Source organism: Sphingobium sp. GW456-12-10-14-TSB1, from assembly GCF_059424385.1.
In genome coordinates this window covers 3,237,357-3,254,779 of sequence record NZ_JBWKZI010000001.1, presented here as the reverse complement: position 1 = coordinate 3,254,779, position 17,423 = coordinate 3,237,357, and the positions used below count along the sequence as shown (strand labels likewise).

At 65.5% G+C, this 17,423-nt stretch carries 18 protein-coding genes; 6 read left to right on the top strand and 12 right to left on the bottom strand.

Features of this window, described 5'->3' with window-relative positions; translation table 11 throughout:
- Positions 1 to 62: 62 nt before the first annotated feature.
- Positions 63 to 965 carry a LysR family transcriptional regulator gene (locus AC07X9_RS15945; protein WP_017183863.1) on the bottom strand — a complete coding sequence of 301 codons (903 nt, stop codon included), beginning with the start codon at positions 963 to 965 and terminating at the stop codon, positions 63 to 65.
- A 45-nt stretch (positions 966 to 1,010) separates the two neighbouring features.
- Between AC07X9_RS15945 and mobA the strand changes: the two genes are divergently transcribed.
- Positions 1,011 to 1,532 (top strand): molybdenum cofactor guanylyltransferase, encoded by a 522-nt coding sequence (mobA, locus tag AC07X9_RS15940; protein WP_026002525.1) that lies wholly within the window; start codon positions 1,011 to 1,013, stop codon positions 1,530 to 1,532.
- A gap of 6 nt (positions 1,533 to 1,538) precedes the next feature.
- On the opposite strand, the gene AC07X9_RS15935 is transcribed toward mobA, so the two are convergent.
- From AC07X9_RS15935 to AC07X9_RS15925, 3 genes are read right to left on the bottom strand one after another with little or no spacing between them, the layout of a single operon-like run.
- Complete coding sequence (locus AC07X9_RS15935) at positions 1,539 to 3,071, bottom strand: DHA2 family efflux MFS transporter permease subunit (protein WP_017183861.1); 1,533 nt, start codon at positions 3,069 to 3,071, stop codon at positions 1,539 to 1,541.
- 11 nt (positions 3,072 to 3,082) lie between these two features.
- The gene (locus tag AC07X9_RS15930; protein ID WP_026002524.1) at positions 3,083 to 4,252 is read right to left on the bottom strand and encodes an EmrA/EmrK family multidrug efflux transporter periplasmic adaptor subunit; all 1,170 of its coding nucleotides are present in this window, start codon (positions 4,250 to 4,252) and stop codon (positions 3,083 to 3,085) included.
- A complete protein-coding gene (locus AC07X9_RS15925; RefSeq protein WP_017183859.1) occupies positions 4,245 to 5,759 on the bottom strand; it encodes an efflux transporter outer membrane subunit in 1,515 nt (504 codons plus the stop codon). The genes AC07X9_RS15930 and AC07X9_RS15925 overlap by 8 nt, the downstream gene beginning before the upstream one ends.
- Positions 5,760 to 5,848: 89 nt before the next feature.
- Here AC07X9_RS15925 and AC07X9_RS15920 point away from each other — a divergent pair, with 89 nt between their 5' ends.
- A complete protein-coding gene (locus AC07X9_RS15920) occupies positions 5,849 to 6,520 on the top strand; it encodes a TetR/AcrR family transcriptional regulator (protein ID WP_017183858.1) in 672 nt (223 codons plus the stop codon).
- Here the strand turns inward: AC07X9_RS15920 and AC07X9_RS15915 are convergent.
- From AC07X9_RS15915 to AC07X9_RS15900, 4 genes are all read right to left on the bottom strand, one after another.
- A complete protein-coding gene (locus AC07X9_RS15915; protein WP_241763673.1) occupies positions 6,475 to 7,071 on the bottom strand; it encodes a winged helix-turn-helix domain-containing protein in 597 nt (198 codons plus the stop codon). The two genes, AC07X9_RS15920 and AC07X9_RS15915, sit on opposite strands and share 46 nt — an antisense overlap.
- Positions 7,072 to 7,137: 66 nt before the next feature.
- Positions 7,138 to 8,037: a hypothetical protein gene (locus AC07X9_RS15910; protein ID WP_017183856.1), complete on the bottom strand. Its 900-nt coding sequence runs from the start codon at positions 8,035 to 8,037 to the stop codon at positions 7,138 to 7,140.
- The gene (locus AC07X9_RS15905) at positions 8,025 to 8,849 is read right to left on the bottom strand and encodes a hypothetical protein (RefSeq protein ID WP_241763672.1); all 825 of its coding nucleotides are present in this window, start codon (positions 8,847 to 8,849) and stop codon (positions 8,025 to 8,027) included. Before AC07X9_RS15905 ends, AC07X9_RS15910 begins: the two co-directional genes overlap by 13 nt.
- Positions 8,846 to 8,986: a hypothetical protein gene (locus tag AC07X9_RS15900; RefSeq protein WP_017183854.1), complete on the bottom strand. Its 141-nt coding sequence runs from the start codon at positions 8,984 to 8,986 to the stop codon at positions 8,846 to 8,848. Before AC07X9_RS15900 ends, AC07X9_RS15905 begins: the two co-directional genes overlap by 4 nt.
- A 149-nt stretch (positions 8,987 to 9,135) precedes the next feature.
- Here AC07X9_RS15900 and AC07X9_RS15895 point away from each other — a divergent pair, with 149 nt between their 5' ends.
- Positions 9,136 to 9,759, top strand: a complete 624-nt coding sequence (locus AC07X9_RS15895) for a response regulator transcription factor (protein ID WP_017183853.1) — start codon at positions 9,136 to 9,138, stop codon at positions 9,757 to 9,759.
- 35 nt (positions 9,760 to 9,794) lie between these two features.
- On the opposite strand, the gene AC07X9_RS15890 is transcribed toward AC07X9_RS15895, so the two are convergent.
- Genes AC07X9_RS15890 through argH form a run of 4 tightly spaced genes read right to left on the bottom strand, consistent with a single transcriptional unit; the run spans position 9,795 to position 13,473 of the window.
- The gene (locus tag AC07X9_RS15890) at positions 9,795 to 10,565 is read right to left on the bottom strand and encodes a precorrin-2 dehydrogenase/sirohydrochlorin ferrochelatase family protein (RefSeq protein WP_017183852.1); all 771 of its coding nucleotides are present in this window, start codon (positions 10,563 to 10,565) and stop codon (positions 9,795 to 9,797) included.
- Positions 10,565 to 11,830, bottom strand: coding sequence for a diaminopimelate decarboxylase (lysA, locus tag AC07X9_RS15885; RefSeq protein ID WP_017183851.1), 1,266 nt, complete (start codon positions 11,828 to 11,830; stop codon positions 10,565 to 10,567). Before lysA ends, AC07X9_RS15890 begins: the two co-directional genes overlap by 1 nt.
- 18 nt (positions 11,831 to 11,848) lie before the next feature.
- Positions 11,849 to 12,106 carry a hypothetical protein gene (locus AC07X9_RS15880; RefSeq protein WP_017183850.1) on the bottom strand — a complete coding sequence of 86 codons (258 nt, stop codon included), beginning with the start codon at positions 12,104 to 12,106 and terminating at the stop codon, positions 11,849 to 11,851.
- Complete coding sequence (argH, locus tag AC07X9_RS15875; RefSeq protein WP_017183849.1) at positions 12,103 to 13,473, bottom strand: argininosuccinate lyase; 1,371 nt, start codon at positions 13,471 to 13,473, stop codon at positions 12,103 to 12,105. Before argH ends, AC07X9_RS15880 begins: the two co-directional genes overlap by 4 nt.
- 58 nt (positions 13,474 to 13,531) lie before the next feature.
- On the opposite strand from argH, the gene AC07X9_RS15870 reads away from it, so the two are divergent.
- From AC07X9_RS15870 to AC07X9_RS15860, 3 genes are all read left to right on the top strand, one after another.
- Complete coding sequence (locus AC07X9_RS15870) at positions 13,532 to 14,113, top strand: TlpA family protein disulfide reductase (RefSeq protein ID WP_017183848.1); 582 nt, start codon at positions 13,532 to 13,534, stop codon at positions 14,111 to 14,113.
- Between the two features lie 191 nt (positions 14,114 to 14,304).
- Positions 14,305 to 16,917: a TonB-dependent receptor plug domain-containing protein gene (locus AC07X9_RS15865; protein WP_017183847.1), complete on the top strand. Its 2,613-nt coding sequence runs from the start codon at positions 14,305 to 14,307 to the stop codon at positions 16,915 to 16,917.
- 79 nt (positions 16,918 to 16,996) lie between these two features.
- On the top strand, positions 16,997 to 17,419 hold the full coding sequence (locus tag AC07X9_RS15860; protein WP_017183846.1) for a RidA family protein: 423 nt from the start codon (positions 16,997 to 16,999) through the stop codon (positions 17,417 to 17,419).
- Positions 17,420 to 17,423: the final 4 nt, after the last annotated feature.

Below are 17,423 nucleotides of genomic sequence, written 5' to 3'. Positions count from 1 at the left end.
TTGTGCGGCGGGAAGGTGCGCCGGTCAAATCGAAGGCAGCGATGCTTGATAGAGTTTATCTATCAAATGGAGCCAAAGCCGGGCGGCAGGCGCAACCCGCGCGCCACCGCCAGCACCGCCTGCGCCAATGGCCCCATCGGCGCGCTGTCCGACACGATCACGCCCACCCGGCTGCCCTCCCCCATGTCCGGCAGCGGCGCGGTGCGCGCCCAGCGCAGCCCGTCCAGCAAGGCGGCATGGCTGTCGGGGATGATCGAACAGAGCCGTCCCTGCTGCACCAGCCCCAGCAGCGCGACATAGGAATCGGCCGTGACCAGGGGCCGCAGCGCCAGCCCGCGCTCGGCCAGCCGCGCGTCCAGTATCCGCCGGTTCTGCATCCCCTGATGCAACAGGCAGAGCGGCAGGCTTGCCAGGTCCGCCCAGTCGAGGACTGCCGGGATCGGCACGCCATGCGCCGCGCTCACCAGCATAGCCCGTTCGGCATACAGCGGCACCGACAGGGCATGGGCGGGCGGCTCGAAATCCAGATAGGTGATGCCCGCATCCAGCTCGAACGCGGCCAGTTCGCGCTCGATCTGGCGCGACGTCAGCGCGCGGACGGAAATGTTCAGCCCCGGATGCCGGTCCAGCATCGCGGTTGCCAGACAACCGATCGCCGGCATGGCGGCGGGAATCGCGCCCAGCCGCAGCTCGCCCTTCAACGGCCCACGCGCAGTTTCCGCCGCCTGCCCCAGCGCTTCGGCGGCCGCCACCAACTGCCGCGCCCATGGCAATATCGCCTCGCCCTCCGGCGTCAGCCCGGCATATTTGCGGTCGCGCCGGATCAGCCGCTTGCCCAATTGCGTCTCCAGCGTGGCGATCCCCGCGGACAGCGTGGGTTGCGACACATGGCATAGCACCGCCGCCCGCCCGAAATGGCCTTCGCGCTCCAGCGCCAGGAAATATTCGACAAGGCGGGTCTGCATCTCTTTGCTATAGGGCTGATAGAGCGGCGCTATCAAGGAAGCATCATGGCGGAACGGCGGATATTGGGGGCGGTGCTGGCAGGGGGGCGCTCCAGCCGCTTTGGCAGCGACAAGGCGCTGGCGATACTGCCGGATGGGCGAACCTTGCTGGACCATGCTATCGCGGGGCTGGCCCCCCATGTCGAACAAGTGGTGATTTGCGGTCGCGCAGCCGGTCTGGCGGATCGGCCCGCGCCCGGCATGGGACCGCTCGGCGGCCTCAACGCAGCGCTGCATCACGCGCAGGCCCATGGGTTTGCCGGAATATTGACGACAGGGTGCGACATGCCGGTCTATCCTGCGGACCTGCCCGCCCTGCTGATCGGTGAACAGGCCGCGATATTGGAGGGTCAGCAACTGCTTGGCTGGTGGCCGGCATCGCTCGCCAACGCATTGGACGCGCATCTGGCGGAGGCGAATAATCGCTCCATCTACGGTTGGCTCGACCGCATCGGCGCCCGTGTGGTGACGGTGCCGGGGCTGGCACTACCCAATATCAACCGGCCGGAGGATCTGGCGGCGCTGTAAACGGGGTCAGTGCGCGGCGGACGTGTCCACATTGGGGCGGGGACGGGGCGCCAGCCAGACCATCGCCGACGCGAAGAACAGGATCAGGGCCGATATGAAGAATATATGATCCACCGAAATGGCCGTCGCTTCCTGATCGACGATGTTCGAAATCACCTGCCGCGCCTGGTCGGTCGACATGCCGATATTCGCCAGGGCCGCCTGCGTATCGGCGGGCTGGAGGGTGCCCGCCAGTTCACTGCGCGACACGCGCTGACCATTGCCCCAGCCTGTCAGCACCAGCGACGTCGCGATCGCCAGCGCCATGGTGCGCAGGAAATTCTGAAGCCCGGCAGCGGACGCCGTCTCTTCGGGCCGCACCGACCCCAATGTCAGCGTGGTCAGCGGAATCATGAAGAAGGGCATGGCAAACCCCTGAATGAACTGCGGCGCAGCCATCATCCAGAAATCGACGCTGCTGGTCCAGTGCGCGCGCCACAGCGTCATCAGGCCCAGCCACAACACGGCCCCCGAAATCATGAAGCGCGGATCGACCCCCCGGCCCATGATCCTGGCGGCGACCGGCGCACTCATCAATGCGGCCATGGCCGTGAAGGCGGTGACGATGCCCGCCCATGTCGCGGTATAGCCCCTGGCGGACTGAAGCCATTGCGGGATGATGACGATGCCGGAAAAATAGGCACCATAACACAGCGCCAGCGACAATACCCCGGTGGTGAAGCCGACATGGCGGAACACGCGCAGATCGACGATCGGATGCTCTTCCGTCAATTCCCAGATGATAAAGACCAGAAAGCCGATCAGCGAGAGAATCGCCAGGCTCAAGATCAGCGGATCAGCAAACCAGTCATGGTCCCGGCCAAGGTCCAGCATGACCTGAAGGCAGCCGATCCAGAAAACCAGCAACGCCAGCCCGATCTTGTCGATCGGCACGCGCGCCGTTTCCGTTTCGACCGGACGCAGCAGCGCCATCGCCGCAAATACGCACAGGATGGCGATCGGCAGGTTGATGAAGAAGATCCAGTGCCAGCTCCAATTATCGCTGATATAGCCGCCGATAATCGGCCCCATCGCCGGACCCAGCAGCGTCGTCATCGCCCATAGCCCCATCGCCCGCGCACGCCGTTCGGGCGGAAAGACGCGCAGCATCAGCGTTTGCGACATGGGCATGATCGGGCCACCGCACAGCCCCTGGCCAATGCGGCAGACCACGATCATGCTGAGCGACATCGACAGGCCGCACAGCACCGAAAACAGGCCAAAGCCGACCATCGCGCTGATGAACATCTTGACGACGCCAAAGCGCTGCGCCAGCCAGCCTGTCAGCGGTACGCAAATCGCTTCGGCGACCGCGTAGGATGTGATGATCCACGTCCCCTGATCGGGCGTGATGCCCAGATTGCCCGAAATATGCGGCACGGAAACATTAGCGATGGTCAGGTCCAGCACGACCATAAAATTGCTGAGCGCCAGCACCATCCCCGCCAATGTGCGCTGTCGCGCCGTCAGCCGGGAAAAAATATTTGCCTCGCCGCTCACGACCCGGCCTTTCAGTGACCGGAAAGGTCGATATCGACCTCCGTGGAAAGGCCGACACGCAACGGGTGGGCCGCCAGCTCCTTGGGGTCGAGCGAAATACGGACCGGCAGGCGCTGGACCACCTTGATCCAGTTGCCGGTCGCATTTTGCGCCGGGATCAGCGACAGCGACGATCCGGTGCCACCGGAAAAGCCCACAACCTTGCCATGATAGACGACGTCGCCGCCGTAAATGTCGGCAACGACCGTGGCGGGCATGCCGACCTTCACCTGGCGCAACTGCCGTTCCTTGAAGTTCGCGTCGACATAGACCTGCGCCAGCGGCACGATCGTCATGATCGGGCTGCCCTGCGCGACGCGCTGTCCTACCTGCACCTGCCGCTTGGTGATGACGCCGTCGATCGGCGCGCGAATGACCGTGCGGTCCAGGTCCAGCTTCGCCGCATCCAGCTTGGCCTGCGCGACCATGACGCCCGGATCGGTATCGACGCTCGACCCGCTGACCAGCGCGTCATTGGCGGCCAGCTGCCCGCTAGCCGCGCTGCGCGTCGCCTGCGCGGTGTTGACGCCGGCCTGCGCCAGTTCCAGCGCAGCGCGCGCGGCGGCATAGGCGGTGCGCGCGCTGGTCACTTCGTCGCCCGACACCGCACCGTCGCCCACCAGCGCCTCGCGCCGCTGCAGGTCGATCCGCGCCTTTTCGACATTGGCCTGCGCTGTCGCCAGCTGCGCGCGCGCCTGCACGATGTCCGCGACGCGCGCGTCGACCTGCGCCGCCAGCGCGCTGCTGGTCGCGCTGCTCTGGCGGAAGCGGCGCCGCGCTTCGGCCAGATCGGCCTGCGCCTGCGCAAGGGCGATGCGCGCATTGGTCGGGTCCAGCCGCACCAGCACGTCGCCGCGCTTCACCGCCTGGGTGTCGCTGACCAGCACCTGCGTCACCTGCGCGGAAATCAACGGCGTCACCTGCGCCATTTCGGCATTCACATAGGCATTGTCGGTGCTGACATGATTACGCCCGATCAGCAGATACCAGGCCGCCCACAACAGGCCCAGCACCACGACTGCCAGCGCAAGACGGGTCAGCCACAGCTTGCGCACAGCGGCACGATCCGCCTTTTTCGTGTCATCCGGCGCAGTGGCATCCGAAGCCTCTGAGGCAGAAAATTCAGGGGTGGCATCAGCCATGCGCAGCATCCTTGGGCAGTGTAGCGCTGTCGGCGAAACCGCCGCCCAGCGCACGGATCAGGGCAATATCGAGCGAAAAGGCGCTGGCTTCCAACGCAGAAACGGACCGGCGCGCGGCGATCAGCTGATCCTCGACATTCAGCACGTCGAGATAGGTGGACAGGCCACCATCATAGCGTTTGCGCGCCACGCCATAGGCGTCCTGCAACGCCGCCAGCGCCGCGCGCGCATCCACCAGCCGATCGTCGAGCGTGCGGCGGCTGGTCAGCGCATCGGCAACGTCGCGATAGGCGGCCAGCACCGTCTTGTCATAATTGGCCACCGCTTCATCATAACCGGCGCGCGCGCCGCGATACTGGCCCTGCAACGCGCCGCCGTGGAAAATCGGCAGGCTGATCGCCGGACCGGCATTGCCGAACAGCGAATCCTTCTCGAACAGCCTGTTGTAGAAGGGCTTGGCCGATCCATTGACGCCGGTGCCGGTAAACATCGTGTCATAGCCCAGCGCCTGAACCCCGATCAGCGCGCTCAGGCGCACCGCCGGGTAGAAATCGGCGCGTGCGACCTTGACCTGCTTGGCTGCCGCTTCCGTGCGGGCGAGCGCGGCTGCGATGTCCGGGCGACGGGCGACCAGATTGGTGGTGACGTCCGCGGGTAGCCCGACCGGCATCAACCGGCCCTTGGGCGGACGGGTGATCGCCAGCCCGCGATCCGGCCCCGCCCCGACCAGCGCCGCAATCTGATGCTGGCGCAGCGCGATCGCCACGCGCGCCCCAGCCAGTTGCGCGCGCGCCGTCGCAACCGTCGCGTCCGACTGGCGCACATTGCCGCGCGTTTCCAGCCCGTTCTGGCGGCGATCGGCAACCAGCTTCTGGCTGGCGGTCCGGATGTCCAGCGTGCGCTGTTGCAGTTCGGCTTCGTCATACAGCCGCGCCAGATCGGCATAGGCGTCGGCGATGCCCGTCGTCAGAGCCAGCCGCGCCTGTTGCGCGTCCAGTTGCGCCGCGCGGGCCTGTGACGTCGCCGCTGCCAGCGCGGCCTTGTTCCGACCCCAAAGGTCCAGGTCAAAGCCCAGATTGAGCGCCACCTGACCCGTACCGAGCCAGCCCTGCGGAATGAACTCCTTGGGTTGTCCCATATTATAGCTTTGCTTGGTCGTCCCGGCCCTGGCGTCCAGATCCGCCGACGGCAGCAATGTGGCGCCTGCCTGTTGCGCCATGCCCTGCGCCTGTGCGAATCGGGCGGCGGCGATCGCCATGTCGGGCGCGTTGGCCAGCCCTTCCTCGATCAGCGCGGTCAGTTGCGGGTCGCCATAGGCGGTCCACCAGCCTTCGCCCGGCCAGGCGGCGTCAGGCGCGTGCAGGCTGTCCTGCGCCGCCACGCTCTGCGCCGTGCGAATCGCGGGGGCGGGGCCAAGATCGGGCACGGCCGCACATGCTGACAGCAGCGACAGGGCCGCCGTCGAAATCATGATGCGTTCGGGGGAAAACAGGCGACTCACCGACATGACAAACCGTACCATCCAGTATGAAAACCGCCATTGCCGCTGTTGCCAGGCCTTGTCAACAAAATTGCCATACTCTATGGTACGGTTTAATGACAGCTGTGGTCAAATCTCCTCCTCCCACGCGAAGGGAAGCGCGCAGGCTGGACCGGCGGGACTGTATCCTGACGGTTGCGGAGCGCTATTTCCTGGAACATGGCTATGCCGGAACGACCATGTCGGGCATCGCGGCGGATTTGGGCGGGTCGAAGGGGACGCTCTGGAATCATTTTCCGTCGAAGGAAGAGTTATTTTCCGCCGTCGTCGATCGGGTCGTGACGGCCTATCGGATGCAACTCTCGCAAATCCTTGATCCCTGCGGCCTGCTGGAACCGACGCTGCTGCGCGCCTGCCGCAGTCTGCTCGACAAGGTCTGCTCCCCCCAAGCCATCGCCCTGCACCGCCTCATTTATTCCGAAGGTGGGCGATTTCCCGAACTCAGCCGGATTTTCTTCGAGCTTGCCCCCCGCCATACCCGCGCGCTCCTCGCCGACTTTCTGGAAGGCGCCATGAATCGCGGCCAGATAAGACGGGCCGATCCAACCGACGCCGCACGCATGCTGATGGCCATGACCATGGGGGGCAGTCATCAGCAATTGCTGATGGGGCAGATGCGCGAGCCACGACCGGAAGCCTTGCAGGCGGATGTCGCCCTGGCGGTCAACCTGTTCATGCGCGCCTATGCCCCTGAAAGCACGGTCGCCACCACCGGGCAGAGCGCATAGCCTTTCCCCTTGATCGTCCGCAGCAACGGCCAGTCAAAGTCCCGGTCGATCTTGGCGCGCAGACGCGACATATGCACTTCCACGCTGTTGGTGCCGGGGTCGAACTCCAGCCCCCATATCGCCCGCAACAGCGCCTCCCGACTGATCGCCTCCCCCGGCCGTCGTGCCAGGTGGAGCAGCAGCGCATATTCGCGGGCCAGCAACGGGATGGCCCGGCCCGCCCGCTCCACCTGCCGGTCGACCAGATGGATCAGCAGGTCGCCCACGCGCAGCCGGGGCTGCTCATCACGGGCAAGCCGGATGATCCGCGCCACCGCTTCGTCTTCATGCATCCAGGGGCCAACCACATCCTGTACGCCGCTCTCCAGCGCACGGGCGCGCGCGGCGGGATCGTCCACGCCCTGCCACAATATCGTCGTGTCGCTGATGCTGACGCGCGGCGGCTCACTGCCCGAACCCAACATCGCCAGGTCGAAGCCGCGCGCGCTCAGCGCCCGTGCCAGCGGGGCGAAATCACTGCCCAATCCGTGACAATCGACCCGCCTGCCCACCTGTCATCCACCCATTGCTGACCAGCCGCATCCGACCGCCGACGCAGTCCGAAAACAAGCCAATCCCTATCCATTTTGGACCATTCGGAGCGCAGCCTCGCTCGCATGCCGGATCAGCGGGCTGCTCCCCCGCGCGCCCGATTCCCAATGGTCGATCCGGGCCGCGCCGTTCATCCCGGCGCCGATCGCGTCCCAGGCGGTCCGCCGCATCGCGTCGACCGGGTGGCGGGCCGCAAAATCCCGCGCCAGGTCGATCGCATTGTCCGTGCCGCATCCGACCGCCAGTTCCAGCAGCAATTGCGCGCTGGCCACGGTCATGCATTCGGCGATCGTGCTGCGGGCGGTATCGAACCGATATTGCCGTCGCCAGCCCTGGTCGGGCGCGCTCGCCAATATATTGAGCGAGACAGAGAGGGAGTCCGGCGGCAATTGCGCATGAATGTCGCGATTGGCGCGATAGAGCAGCATCCGCCCCTGCGACAAATGGCTGCGCTCGACAAAGCGCAGCGCCACAGCCTCCCCTGCCGCGCCCGCGACATCGCCGTCATAGACATAATAGTCCGATCCATAGCCCGGCCCCAGATAGCCGATGGTCAGGAAATCAAAGCCATGATCGTGCGGCACATGGTACAGGAAGGGGGCCGGGCCACTCATCCGCATCACATGGTCGCGCTGGGCGGGCCAGAAGGCGGCGCGCAGTACATATTTGCCCCTGGGCGGGCGCAGCAGCATGACCTGCGCCGAATAGGGATTGGCCTGCCGCTGCCCCGCGCAGCGCGTCTTGAGTTCGGCGATCGCAAAATCGGCCAGGAAATGCCGGTTCCGCCCCAGCGCCCGCAGCATGGGCGCGGCAGCCGCCAGCCCGTCCTCGTCGGCGGGATCGAAGGCCGGACTTTCGCACCAGTCGATCAGGGCATCCAGGTCGATCATCCGCTCGTCTGGCGCTGGATCGATCAGGCGGGGCACGCCATGTCCCCGATCTGCGTCAGCGTCCGCGCGGCCAGCGCCCGCACTGCAACGTCGCTTTCCCGCTGCGCCATGGCGCGCAAGGCAGGCAGGGCGCTTGCCGTATCCAGCGCCAGATATTCGCGCATCACCGCCCAGCGTTGCGCGGCAAGCGGCGTATCCAGCGCCTCGCCAAATTGCGCCGCCGCGTCGGCCCGCCCCTGCGCCCGCAACAGCGACAGCAGCATCAGCGCGCGGGCATGGCCCTCATCCGCCTCCGCCCGCGCCACCAGCACCCCGGTCGCAAAATCGCATATGCGCGAACGGACCGGCCCTTGCGGCGCGACCTGTGCCCGCAACAGCATCAGCGGCGCTCCGTCCGGCAGAATGCGCAGCGTTTCGCGCCGCTCGTCCACTTCCAATATCTCGCCCATGGCGCAATGCCGCTGCCCGGTCGGCACGGCCCGGTCCGCCTCCAGCCGAAACCCCTCGGCCCGCAGCGCGCGGTTGAGCGGGCGGCACAGCATGTGACGACCGGAAAAATGCACCCGCGATCCTGTTTGCGGCACCGGGTCGATCACCGTCGCCGACAGCCATATCCGCTCCGTCCGCGCCAGCACCATATGCCGGGCCGCACCGTTGCGGCTCGCGCGAAAGCCGGGCAAATGCAGCGGATCGTCGGCCAACGCCGCGCAGCCCTGCGCCAACAGGTCGGTGAACCAGCCTATGTCATGCAGGAACGGCCGGATCAGCGCCAGCGCACGGCCAGGCGGCGCATCCTGCGCCTCGGCCACTGCCCGCCCCAGCGCCGCCCCCAACGCTGCTGGCGTCACGGCTGGTCGATGATCGCAATCACAATATCCATCAGGCTGATGTCCAGCACATCGCCATCCTGCAATCCGAACAGGCTGACCTCGCCAGGCAGGTCGGCAATATCGTCAATCGCCAGTTGAGGCACGGTCTGTGGCATCGGCATCCTCCTTCTGCGGGTCGCAGGGGCGACGCTATGGCGCGCGGGAAGGGGGGACCAATTAAATGTAATTAATCGTGGCTACCGCTCATTAACCAATTCTTTGCGCGGCCATCCTATCATGGGGATTGTAGCAAAAGGGTGGAGCCATGCCGATCTTCAAACGCGTTCGCAGCCGTCGGCCCGACGATCAGGACATGAGCGAGACTGCCCGACCGCAACGCCGCCTTCGCATATTGCTGATCGACGAAAATCCTACCGCGCGCGCCGTCGTCGCCCGCCGTCTGTCGCACCTGAACTATGACGTGGCGCTGGCGGAAAATGGCTTTGTCGCGGTCAACCTGCTCGTCACACGCCCGGCCGACATCATCCTGATAGACATGGGGCTGACCATGTTGCCCGCCATCGCGACGATGAAGAAAATCCGCGCGGCGAACCTTTCCGCCTCCGCTTGCTTCGTCATGCTGACCGGGCGGCTCGACAGCCAGTCGACGGTGGAGGCGCTGGAGGCCGGGGCCGACGATCATGTCGTCAAACCCTTTGATTTCGACGTGCTCGATGCGCGGCTGCGTCATCTGTGCCTGCGCGCCGAAACGCTCGGCACGCTCACCCGTCACAATGCCGAACTGGACGCCCGCATCGCGCGGCGCGCCGTCGAACTGGGCGAAACGCGCGAAACCTTGCGCGAACTTCAGGCCGACCGCGCCCGCCTCGTATCATCCATCCAGGCGCTGCATGACGAAGTCGAACGGTTGAGCGCGCAACAGGGCTGAGCCACGCATCGCGGTTCGTTTCGAGCGGACGAGATTTAGGCTATCCCCTCGCCCAACGTCACCCACAGCGACAAGCCTTCACCCGGATGATCAGGCGGCCCGTCCGCCACGATCCGCGCCGCATCCGCCCGCGCCCGGTCGAGGATCAAGGCAGGCACTGACGGGGGATGGTAGATCCTGTCCGCTTCCCCCAGCAACCGCGCGGCGCGCAGCGTCAGTTCATCCGGATCGTCCGACGATAGACGGATGGATACCAGCCGCGCTGCTACCGCCTGCCCCTCCGCCGCCAGCCACGCGCCAAGTGCATCCGCCGCGTCGGCCCGTAGCGGGTCGATCATCCCACCCGGCGCAAGGCCCGCGTCTATGGCCCGCCGCCGCGCGCCGGCATCTGCCCAGCGCGCCTTGATCGCCCCGCGCGCGGCCAGCAAGCCATCCGCCAATTTGCCCAACCGCGCGGGCAGCATCGCCTCCAGCCTCTGCCGCAGCGCCTTGGCCAGCCCCGCCGACGCCCCGCCCGTGCCGATCGCGATCAGCACCGGATCGCGGTCGACGATCGCGGGCAGGGTGAAATCGCACAGGTCTGGATTGTCGGTCGCATTGACCAGCACGCCGCGCGCCCGCAGCCGCTCCGCCGTCGCCGCGTCGCCATCCGACACGATGGCGATCCGCGCAGCGCTGTCCTCCTCACCCACGATTTGCGCGCCCGCCCGCTCCAGCAGGCGGCGCTTGGCGTCGGCCGCCTCGCCCGCTCCGGTCAGGATCACCGGCCTGCCCGTCAGGCGCAGAAAGACGGGCAGGCTGTGCATCAGTCGGCCAGCCAGTCCGGAATGCTATCGCCAGCGATCAGCGCCTCGATCGGCGGGCGCGCACGCACCACCGCCCATTTGTCGCCCGATACCAGCACTTCAGGGGTCAGCGGGCGGCTGTTATAGGTGCCCGCCATCGTCGCGCCATAAGCGCCCGCCGTCATGAACGCGACCAGATCGCCCGCGGCCACCACGTCCATGTCGCGGCCCATGGCGAAAGTATCGCCCGTCTCGCACACCGGCCCCACCACATTGGCGGCGGCGCGCTGCCCCGCCGGGGTCACCGCGCGAATATCATGCCAGGCGTCATACAGGCTGGGCCGCAACAGGTCGTTCATCGCCGCGTCGACGATGACGAAAGGCGCCTTCGCGCCCTGCTTCACCCGCACAACCCGCGATAGCAAGGCTCCTGCATTGCCCACGATCACCCGGCCCGGTTCGAACATCAGCCGCACCGGCCAGTCCTGCGTTACCCGGCACACCATGTCGCCATAGGCCGCCGGGCTGGGCGGCTCCGGCTGGGCGGGGTCATAGGGAACGCCCAGGCCGCCACCCAGATCGGCGGTGCGAATGTCATGGCCCGCATCGCGCAGCGCCGCGATCAGCGCGCCAACCTTGGTAAAGGCCGCCTCCAGCGGGGCGAGGTCGGTCAGCTGGCTGCCGATATGGACGGCAACGCCCTGCACATCCAGCCCCGGCAGATCGCGCGCGGCGGCATAGCTTTCCAGCGCCCTGGCATAGGGGATGCCGAACTTGTTTTCCGACTTGCCGGTCGAAATCTTGGCGTGGGTACCCGCATCCACATCCGGGTTGATCCGATAGGCCACCGGCGCGCGCTTGCCCATCGACAGCGCGACTTGCGACAGCATTTCCGCTTCCGGTTCGCTTTCCAGATTGAACTGGAAAATGCCATGGTCCAGCGCCAGCCGCATTTCCTCAGCCGTCTTGCCCACGCCCGAAAAGACGATGCGGTCTGCCGGAATGCCCGCCGCGATCGCGCGCAGCAATTCCCCGCCCGACACCACGTCCGCGCCCAGGCCCAGTTTCGCCAGCGTCGCCAGCACCGCCGCATTGGGGTTCGCCTTGACCGCAAAGGCGATCAGCGGATTGTGAAGGCTGCCCAGTGCGTCGCGGAACACGCCGACATGGCGCGTCAGGGTCGCGGTCGAATAGACATAGACCGGCGTGCCGACCGCATCGGCGATCGCCGCCATCGGCACCTGCTCCACCTGCATGGCGCCGTCCACATAGTCGAAATGGTCCAAATTCCGGTCCTCAGTCTCTTATTGGGGCTGCTTTTCGGGCGGCAGGTCAAATTCGTCCGCCTGTCGCTTTTGCGACTGGGTCAGCAATTCCACATTGCGTTGCGGCCGCGCCTGGGTCGATGGCGTCATCAACTGCGCGGCGGTCGGCGAAGTCGCCGCGCCCACCGGCACCGCTGGCAGCTCCTGGCCCGCAACGGGCTTCAACGGTTGCCGCCCGCCGCAGGAAACCAGCGCCAGCGCGGTAAAGGCCAGTCCCACGATCGTCCGAATCGTCATGATCCCAATTCCTCCTGCGCCTGCGCGATCCGCGCCCGCACCTGCATGGGCGCCGTGCCGCCATGGCTCATCCGGCTGGCGACCGACGCATCGACCGTCAGCACCGCATAGACGCGATCGTCGATCCGCGCGTCGATGCCCTGCAATGTGGCGATCGGCAGCTGGTCGAGCGGCACGCCCGCCGCTTCCGCCGCCGCCACGGCACGTCCGGTGATATGGTGCGCCTCGCGGAAAGGAATACCCCCTTCGCGCACCAGCCAGTCGGCCAGGTCCGTCGCTGTGGCAAAGCCGCTTTCGGCCAGGCCGCGCATCCGGTCGGTGCGGAACGTCACCGTTTCGATCATCCCGGTCATCGCCGCGATCGACAGGGCCAGCAGGTCGTGCGCCTCGAAAACGGGCGGCTTGTCGTCCTGCATATCCTTGGAATAGGCGAGCGGCAGCCCCTTCATCGTCACGCACAGCGCGTTCATGCAGCCCATGATCCGCCCGGCATGGCCGCGCACCAGTTCGGCGGCGTCGGGATTGCGCTTTTGCGGCATGATCGAACTGCCGGTCGAATAGGCGTCGGGCAGCTTGACGAAGCCGAAGGGCTGGCTGGCCCAGATGATGAACTCCTCCGCCAGCCGCGACAGGTGCAGCGATGCCTGCGTTGCCGCCATCAGATAATCGAGCGCGAAGTCGCGGTCGCTCACGCTGTCCAGGCTGTTGTCGGTCGGCTTGGCAAAGCCCAGGGCGGCCGCCGTCGCGTGCCGGTCGATCGGAAAGCCCGTGCCGGCCAGCGCCGCCGCGCCCAGCGGGCATTCGTCCGCCCGCGCCCGCGCATCGGCAAAGCGGCTGCGGTCGCGGCGCACCATTTCATAATAGGCCATCAAATGATGGCCCAGCGTCACCGGCTGCGCCGACTGCAAATGGGTAAAGCCCGGCATCACCGCATCGGCATTCTCGTCTGCCCGCGCCAGCAGCGCGCGTTGCAGGCCGGTCAGCCCCGCCTGCACCTCGTCGATCGCATCGCGCACCCACAGGCGGAAATCGGTCGCCACCTGATCGTTGCGGCTGCGCGCGGTGTGCAGCCGCCCGGCGGTCGGGCCGATCAGCTGCGCCAGCCGCGATTCGGTGACCATGTGGATGTCCTCAAGGTCCAGGTCCACGGGCACGCCATCGGCTTCATATTCCGCCGCGATCCGGTTCAGCCCCTCAGTAATCGCCTGCGCATCCTCGCCATCGACGATGCCCTGCTTGGCCAGCATTGCGACATGCGCCTTCGATCCTGCGATGTCCTGCTTCCACAATCGCTTGTCGAATGGGATGGAGGCATTTATCTCGCGCATGATCGAAGCGGGGCCGGCCGCGAACCGGCCACCCCACATGCTGTTGGAGCCTTCTCCCTTGGAACCCCCATTGTCCCGATCTGCTTCACGCGCGCTGATGATACTGCTCCTGACTGCCGGATTGGCGGCCTGCGATAGGCAATCGCCGCCCGCTGGGCAAGCCAATGCAAGCATGAGCGGTGAGGTTCCCGCGTCAGGCAATGCCTCGCAGGGAGACGGCGAGTTCAGCTATCGGCTGGACCGCAGCAAGGCGGGCACCCCCGCTCCCACCTTCGCCTTCCAGAATCCCGACGGGGGCGAGGCTACCTTGCAGGATTTCGCCGGACGCCCGATGCTGGTCAATCTGTGGGCGACATGGTGCACCCCCTGCGTCGCGGAAATGCCTACGCTCGACCGGATCGCGCAAAGCTATGGCCCCAAGGGGCTGGCCGTCCTCACCATTTCGCAGGACACGCAGGGAGCAAAGGCCGTCAAGCCCTTCTTCGCCAAGCATCCCCTGCCCCATCTCAAGGGCTGGGCTGACCCGGACAATCATTTCGGCTTCGACTATGCCACCGGCCTGCTCCCCACGACCGTCCTTTATGACGCAAAGGGCAAGGAAATGGTCCGCGTGATCGGCGCGATGGATTGGGAAGGGGCGGAAGCCAAGGCGCTGATAGAGGCCGCCATGGCGTCCTGACCACACGGCTCTTTGGCGCAGCCGCAAAATCGGCTTACGCGGCTGCGCCTGCCCAATAACGCCTCGTTTCCGACATAGAAACGAAGCAGAAACAATCCATAAATCTGTAATTTTTGTGCAGCGCAATAGAGGATCGGCGCTGCCCCTTCGTCATTCCCCCTGTCATCGATAAAGCTGAACAGGGGGCATGAATGACACGGTTATCGGCGCTTAAACTCTCACTGATCCTCGCATCGTCCTGGTCCGCCTGCGCCATCGCGCAAGACGCGCCGCAGGAACCACAGGTTGACGAAGGTACAGCGATCATCGTCACCGGCACGCGCGCCGTCGGCATGCAGGCCGCAGACAGCGCCGCACCGATCCAGGTGCTCAGCCAGGACGCCATCGCCCATGTCGGCCAGCCGAACCTCAACCAGGTGCTGACCCAGATCGTACCAAGCTTCACGGCTCAGACGCAGGGTACCGACCTTTCCAGCTTCTCGCTGTCGGCCCGTCTGCGCGGTCTCAGCCCCAACCACACGCTGGTATTGGTCAACGGCAAGCGCCGCCACGGCAATGGCATCCTTCAGGTGCTCGGTGCCTTCTCCGGCTCGGCCGCGCCCAGCATTGATCTTATTCCGCCAGACTCGGTCGAACGCGTCGAAGTGCTGCAGGAAGGCGCCGCCGCCGTATATGGCACGGACGCCATTGCAGGCGTCATCAACTTCATTCTGAAGGATGATCCAGAGGGCGGCTCGATCAAGCTGACCGGCGGTCAGCATTATGACAGCGAAGGCGAACTTTTCTCCGTTTCCGGCAATTATGGCGTCCGGCTTGGCGAGGACGGCTATATCAACCTGTCCCTGTTCCATCGCCGTCAGGACTATACCACGCTCGGCGAAGGCCAGGTGCAGGTGACGAAGCTGGATGGCACGCTCCAGCCCAATGCCCCTGCCCAATGGTCCAACCTTACCGGCGACGCGCTGGCCGGGATCAATGGCGGCCAGCCCAAGACCGAACTCAACCTGCTCTTCTACAATGCCGGTTATGATTTCGGCGGCGTGGAAGTCTATAGCTTCGGCAGCCTCGCCCGCCGCGAAGGCTGGGCCAAGCAGGGCTACCGCCATCCCAAGCGCATCTGCTACGAATCCGGCAATCTGGGTGGCGGCGTCACGCCCGCGGCCTACAATCCCAATATCTGCTACAGCAATACCGGCACTGTGGGCATGGTCCCGCTCCAGCATGTGATCGAGGATGAATATAGCTTCACCGTCGGCGCGCGGGGCGAAACCGCAGGCTGGAACTATGACCTGAGCACCACCTACGGCAATCAGAAGAACGACATCTGGACCGAGAGGTCCGCCCATCGCGAAGTGTGGCAGGAAAGCTATGCCGCGTCGCTATTGGGCGTCGGCGTTCCCAACACGCCTGACAAGGCCTATGACGGCGGCTTCCGCCTCAGCCAGACCACAGTGACCGCCGACATCCGCAAGGAATTCGACATAGGCATGGCCACTCCGCTGACCTTCGCGTTCGGCGGCGAATATCGCAAGGACACCTATGAAATCGTCCAGGGCGATTTCTATTCGACCTACAAGACGGGGGTTCAGTCCTTCCCCGGCTACAAGTCGACCGACGCCGGGCGTTTCAAGCGCAGTTCGCGCGCGGGCTACCTGAACTTCATCGCCAACCCGGTCGAAGGCTGGAGCGTCGATCTGGCGGGCCGTTACGAAGATTATACCGATTTCGGCGATACGCTGATCGGCAAGATCACGACCCGCTATGATCTGTCCGATGCCTTTGCGGTCCGCGCCACGGCCAGCACCGGCTTCCGCGCACCGACACTGGCCGAACAGAAATATTCGACCATCAACGTGGGGCCGACCAGCGCCGTCGCCCAGCTTCCCGCTGGCACGCCCGCTGCCGCCCTGCTCGGCTTCGATTCGCTTGGCCCGGAAAAATCGAAGAACTTCTCGGCGGGCATCGTTCTGCGCCCCGTGCCCCGGCTGGCGATCACCGTCGATGCCTATCTTATCAAGATCAAGGACCGCATCGCCGCTACCGCATCGCGCAACGCCGTCCAGGGCGGCGTGATCCAGCCCGGCGCAGCAGCGATCTTCGACGCGCTGGCGGCCGCCGGCATCGTTCTCGATACCGCGCTCCAGACCGTTGGCGTGCAAAGCTTCACCAACGGCATCAACACGGAGACCAAGGGCATCGACTTCTCCGCCAGCTATCCGGTCGCGCTTGGTTTCGGCACGCTCAACCTGTCGCTGAACGGCAATTACAACAAGACCAAGATCACCAAGAACAAGGTCGGCTATCCGCTGTTCAACGCCGCGTCGGAAAGCAATATCGAAGATACGACGCCCAAATATAAGGTCGGCTTCGGTGCCCTGCTGAAGGCTGACAAGCTGACCGTCAACCTGCGCGAAACCCTCTATGCCAAGCAGAGCGTGCTGGTCCGTCCGGGCGTTGGCAGCGGCGTGATCCCCGATGGCGGCTTCCTGATCGCCGACGGCGCGCTGATCAACGGCGTCAATGCGAACCAGCTCTATTTCAACGGCGTGGTGAAACGGGCAATCATCACCGACCTGGAAGTCGGCTATGATTTCACCGACAATGTCACCTTCTCGATCGGTGCGAACAATCTGTTCGACAAGATTCCAGAAGTGCCCAAGCTGGTGACCGGCACCGGGGTGGTCGTCAATCCCGGCGTGTCGCCCTACATCAACGGCTCCGGCTCCTATAACAGCCCCTATAACCACGGCGCCTATGGCACGTCGGGCGGCTATTATTACGCCCGCATCGACTTCAAATTCTGATAGACCGTTAAATCATGTCATAAAGGAAGGGCCGGTTCGGAAACGCACCGGCCCTTTTCCGTCCGACAGGGGTCCGTCCATGCAGCCATTCGCCCTCCTCGCCGCGCTCAGCCTGACCATCGCAGCACCCGCCATGGCGCAGCAGGCGATGCCCGCGGCTCTGCCCTTCTCCCCCGCCGTCCGCGTCGGCGACACGCTCTATCTGTCCGGCCAGATCGGGCAGGTGCCGCCGGGCATGGACCCGCACGGGCAAGGGTTTGATGCTGCGGTCAGGGCGGCGATGGATTCGGTCGCCAGGATATTGGCCGACAACGGCCTCGACTTTGGCCATGTCGTCAAATGCACGGTGATGCTGGATGACATGGCCGACTGGCCCCGCTTCAACGCGGCCTATCTCCCCTATTTCAAGGGCAAGCGCCTGCCCGCGCGCAGCGCCTTTGGCGCCGATGGCCTGGCGCTGGGCGCGCCGCTGGAAGTGGAATGTATCGCCGCTTACCCGTAACCAC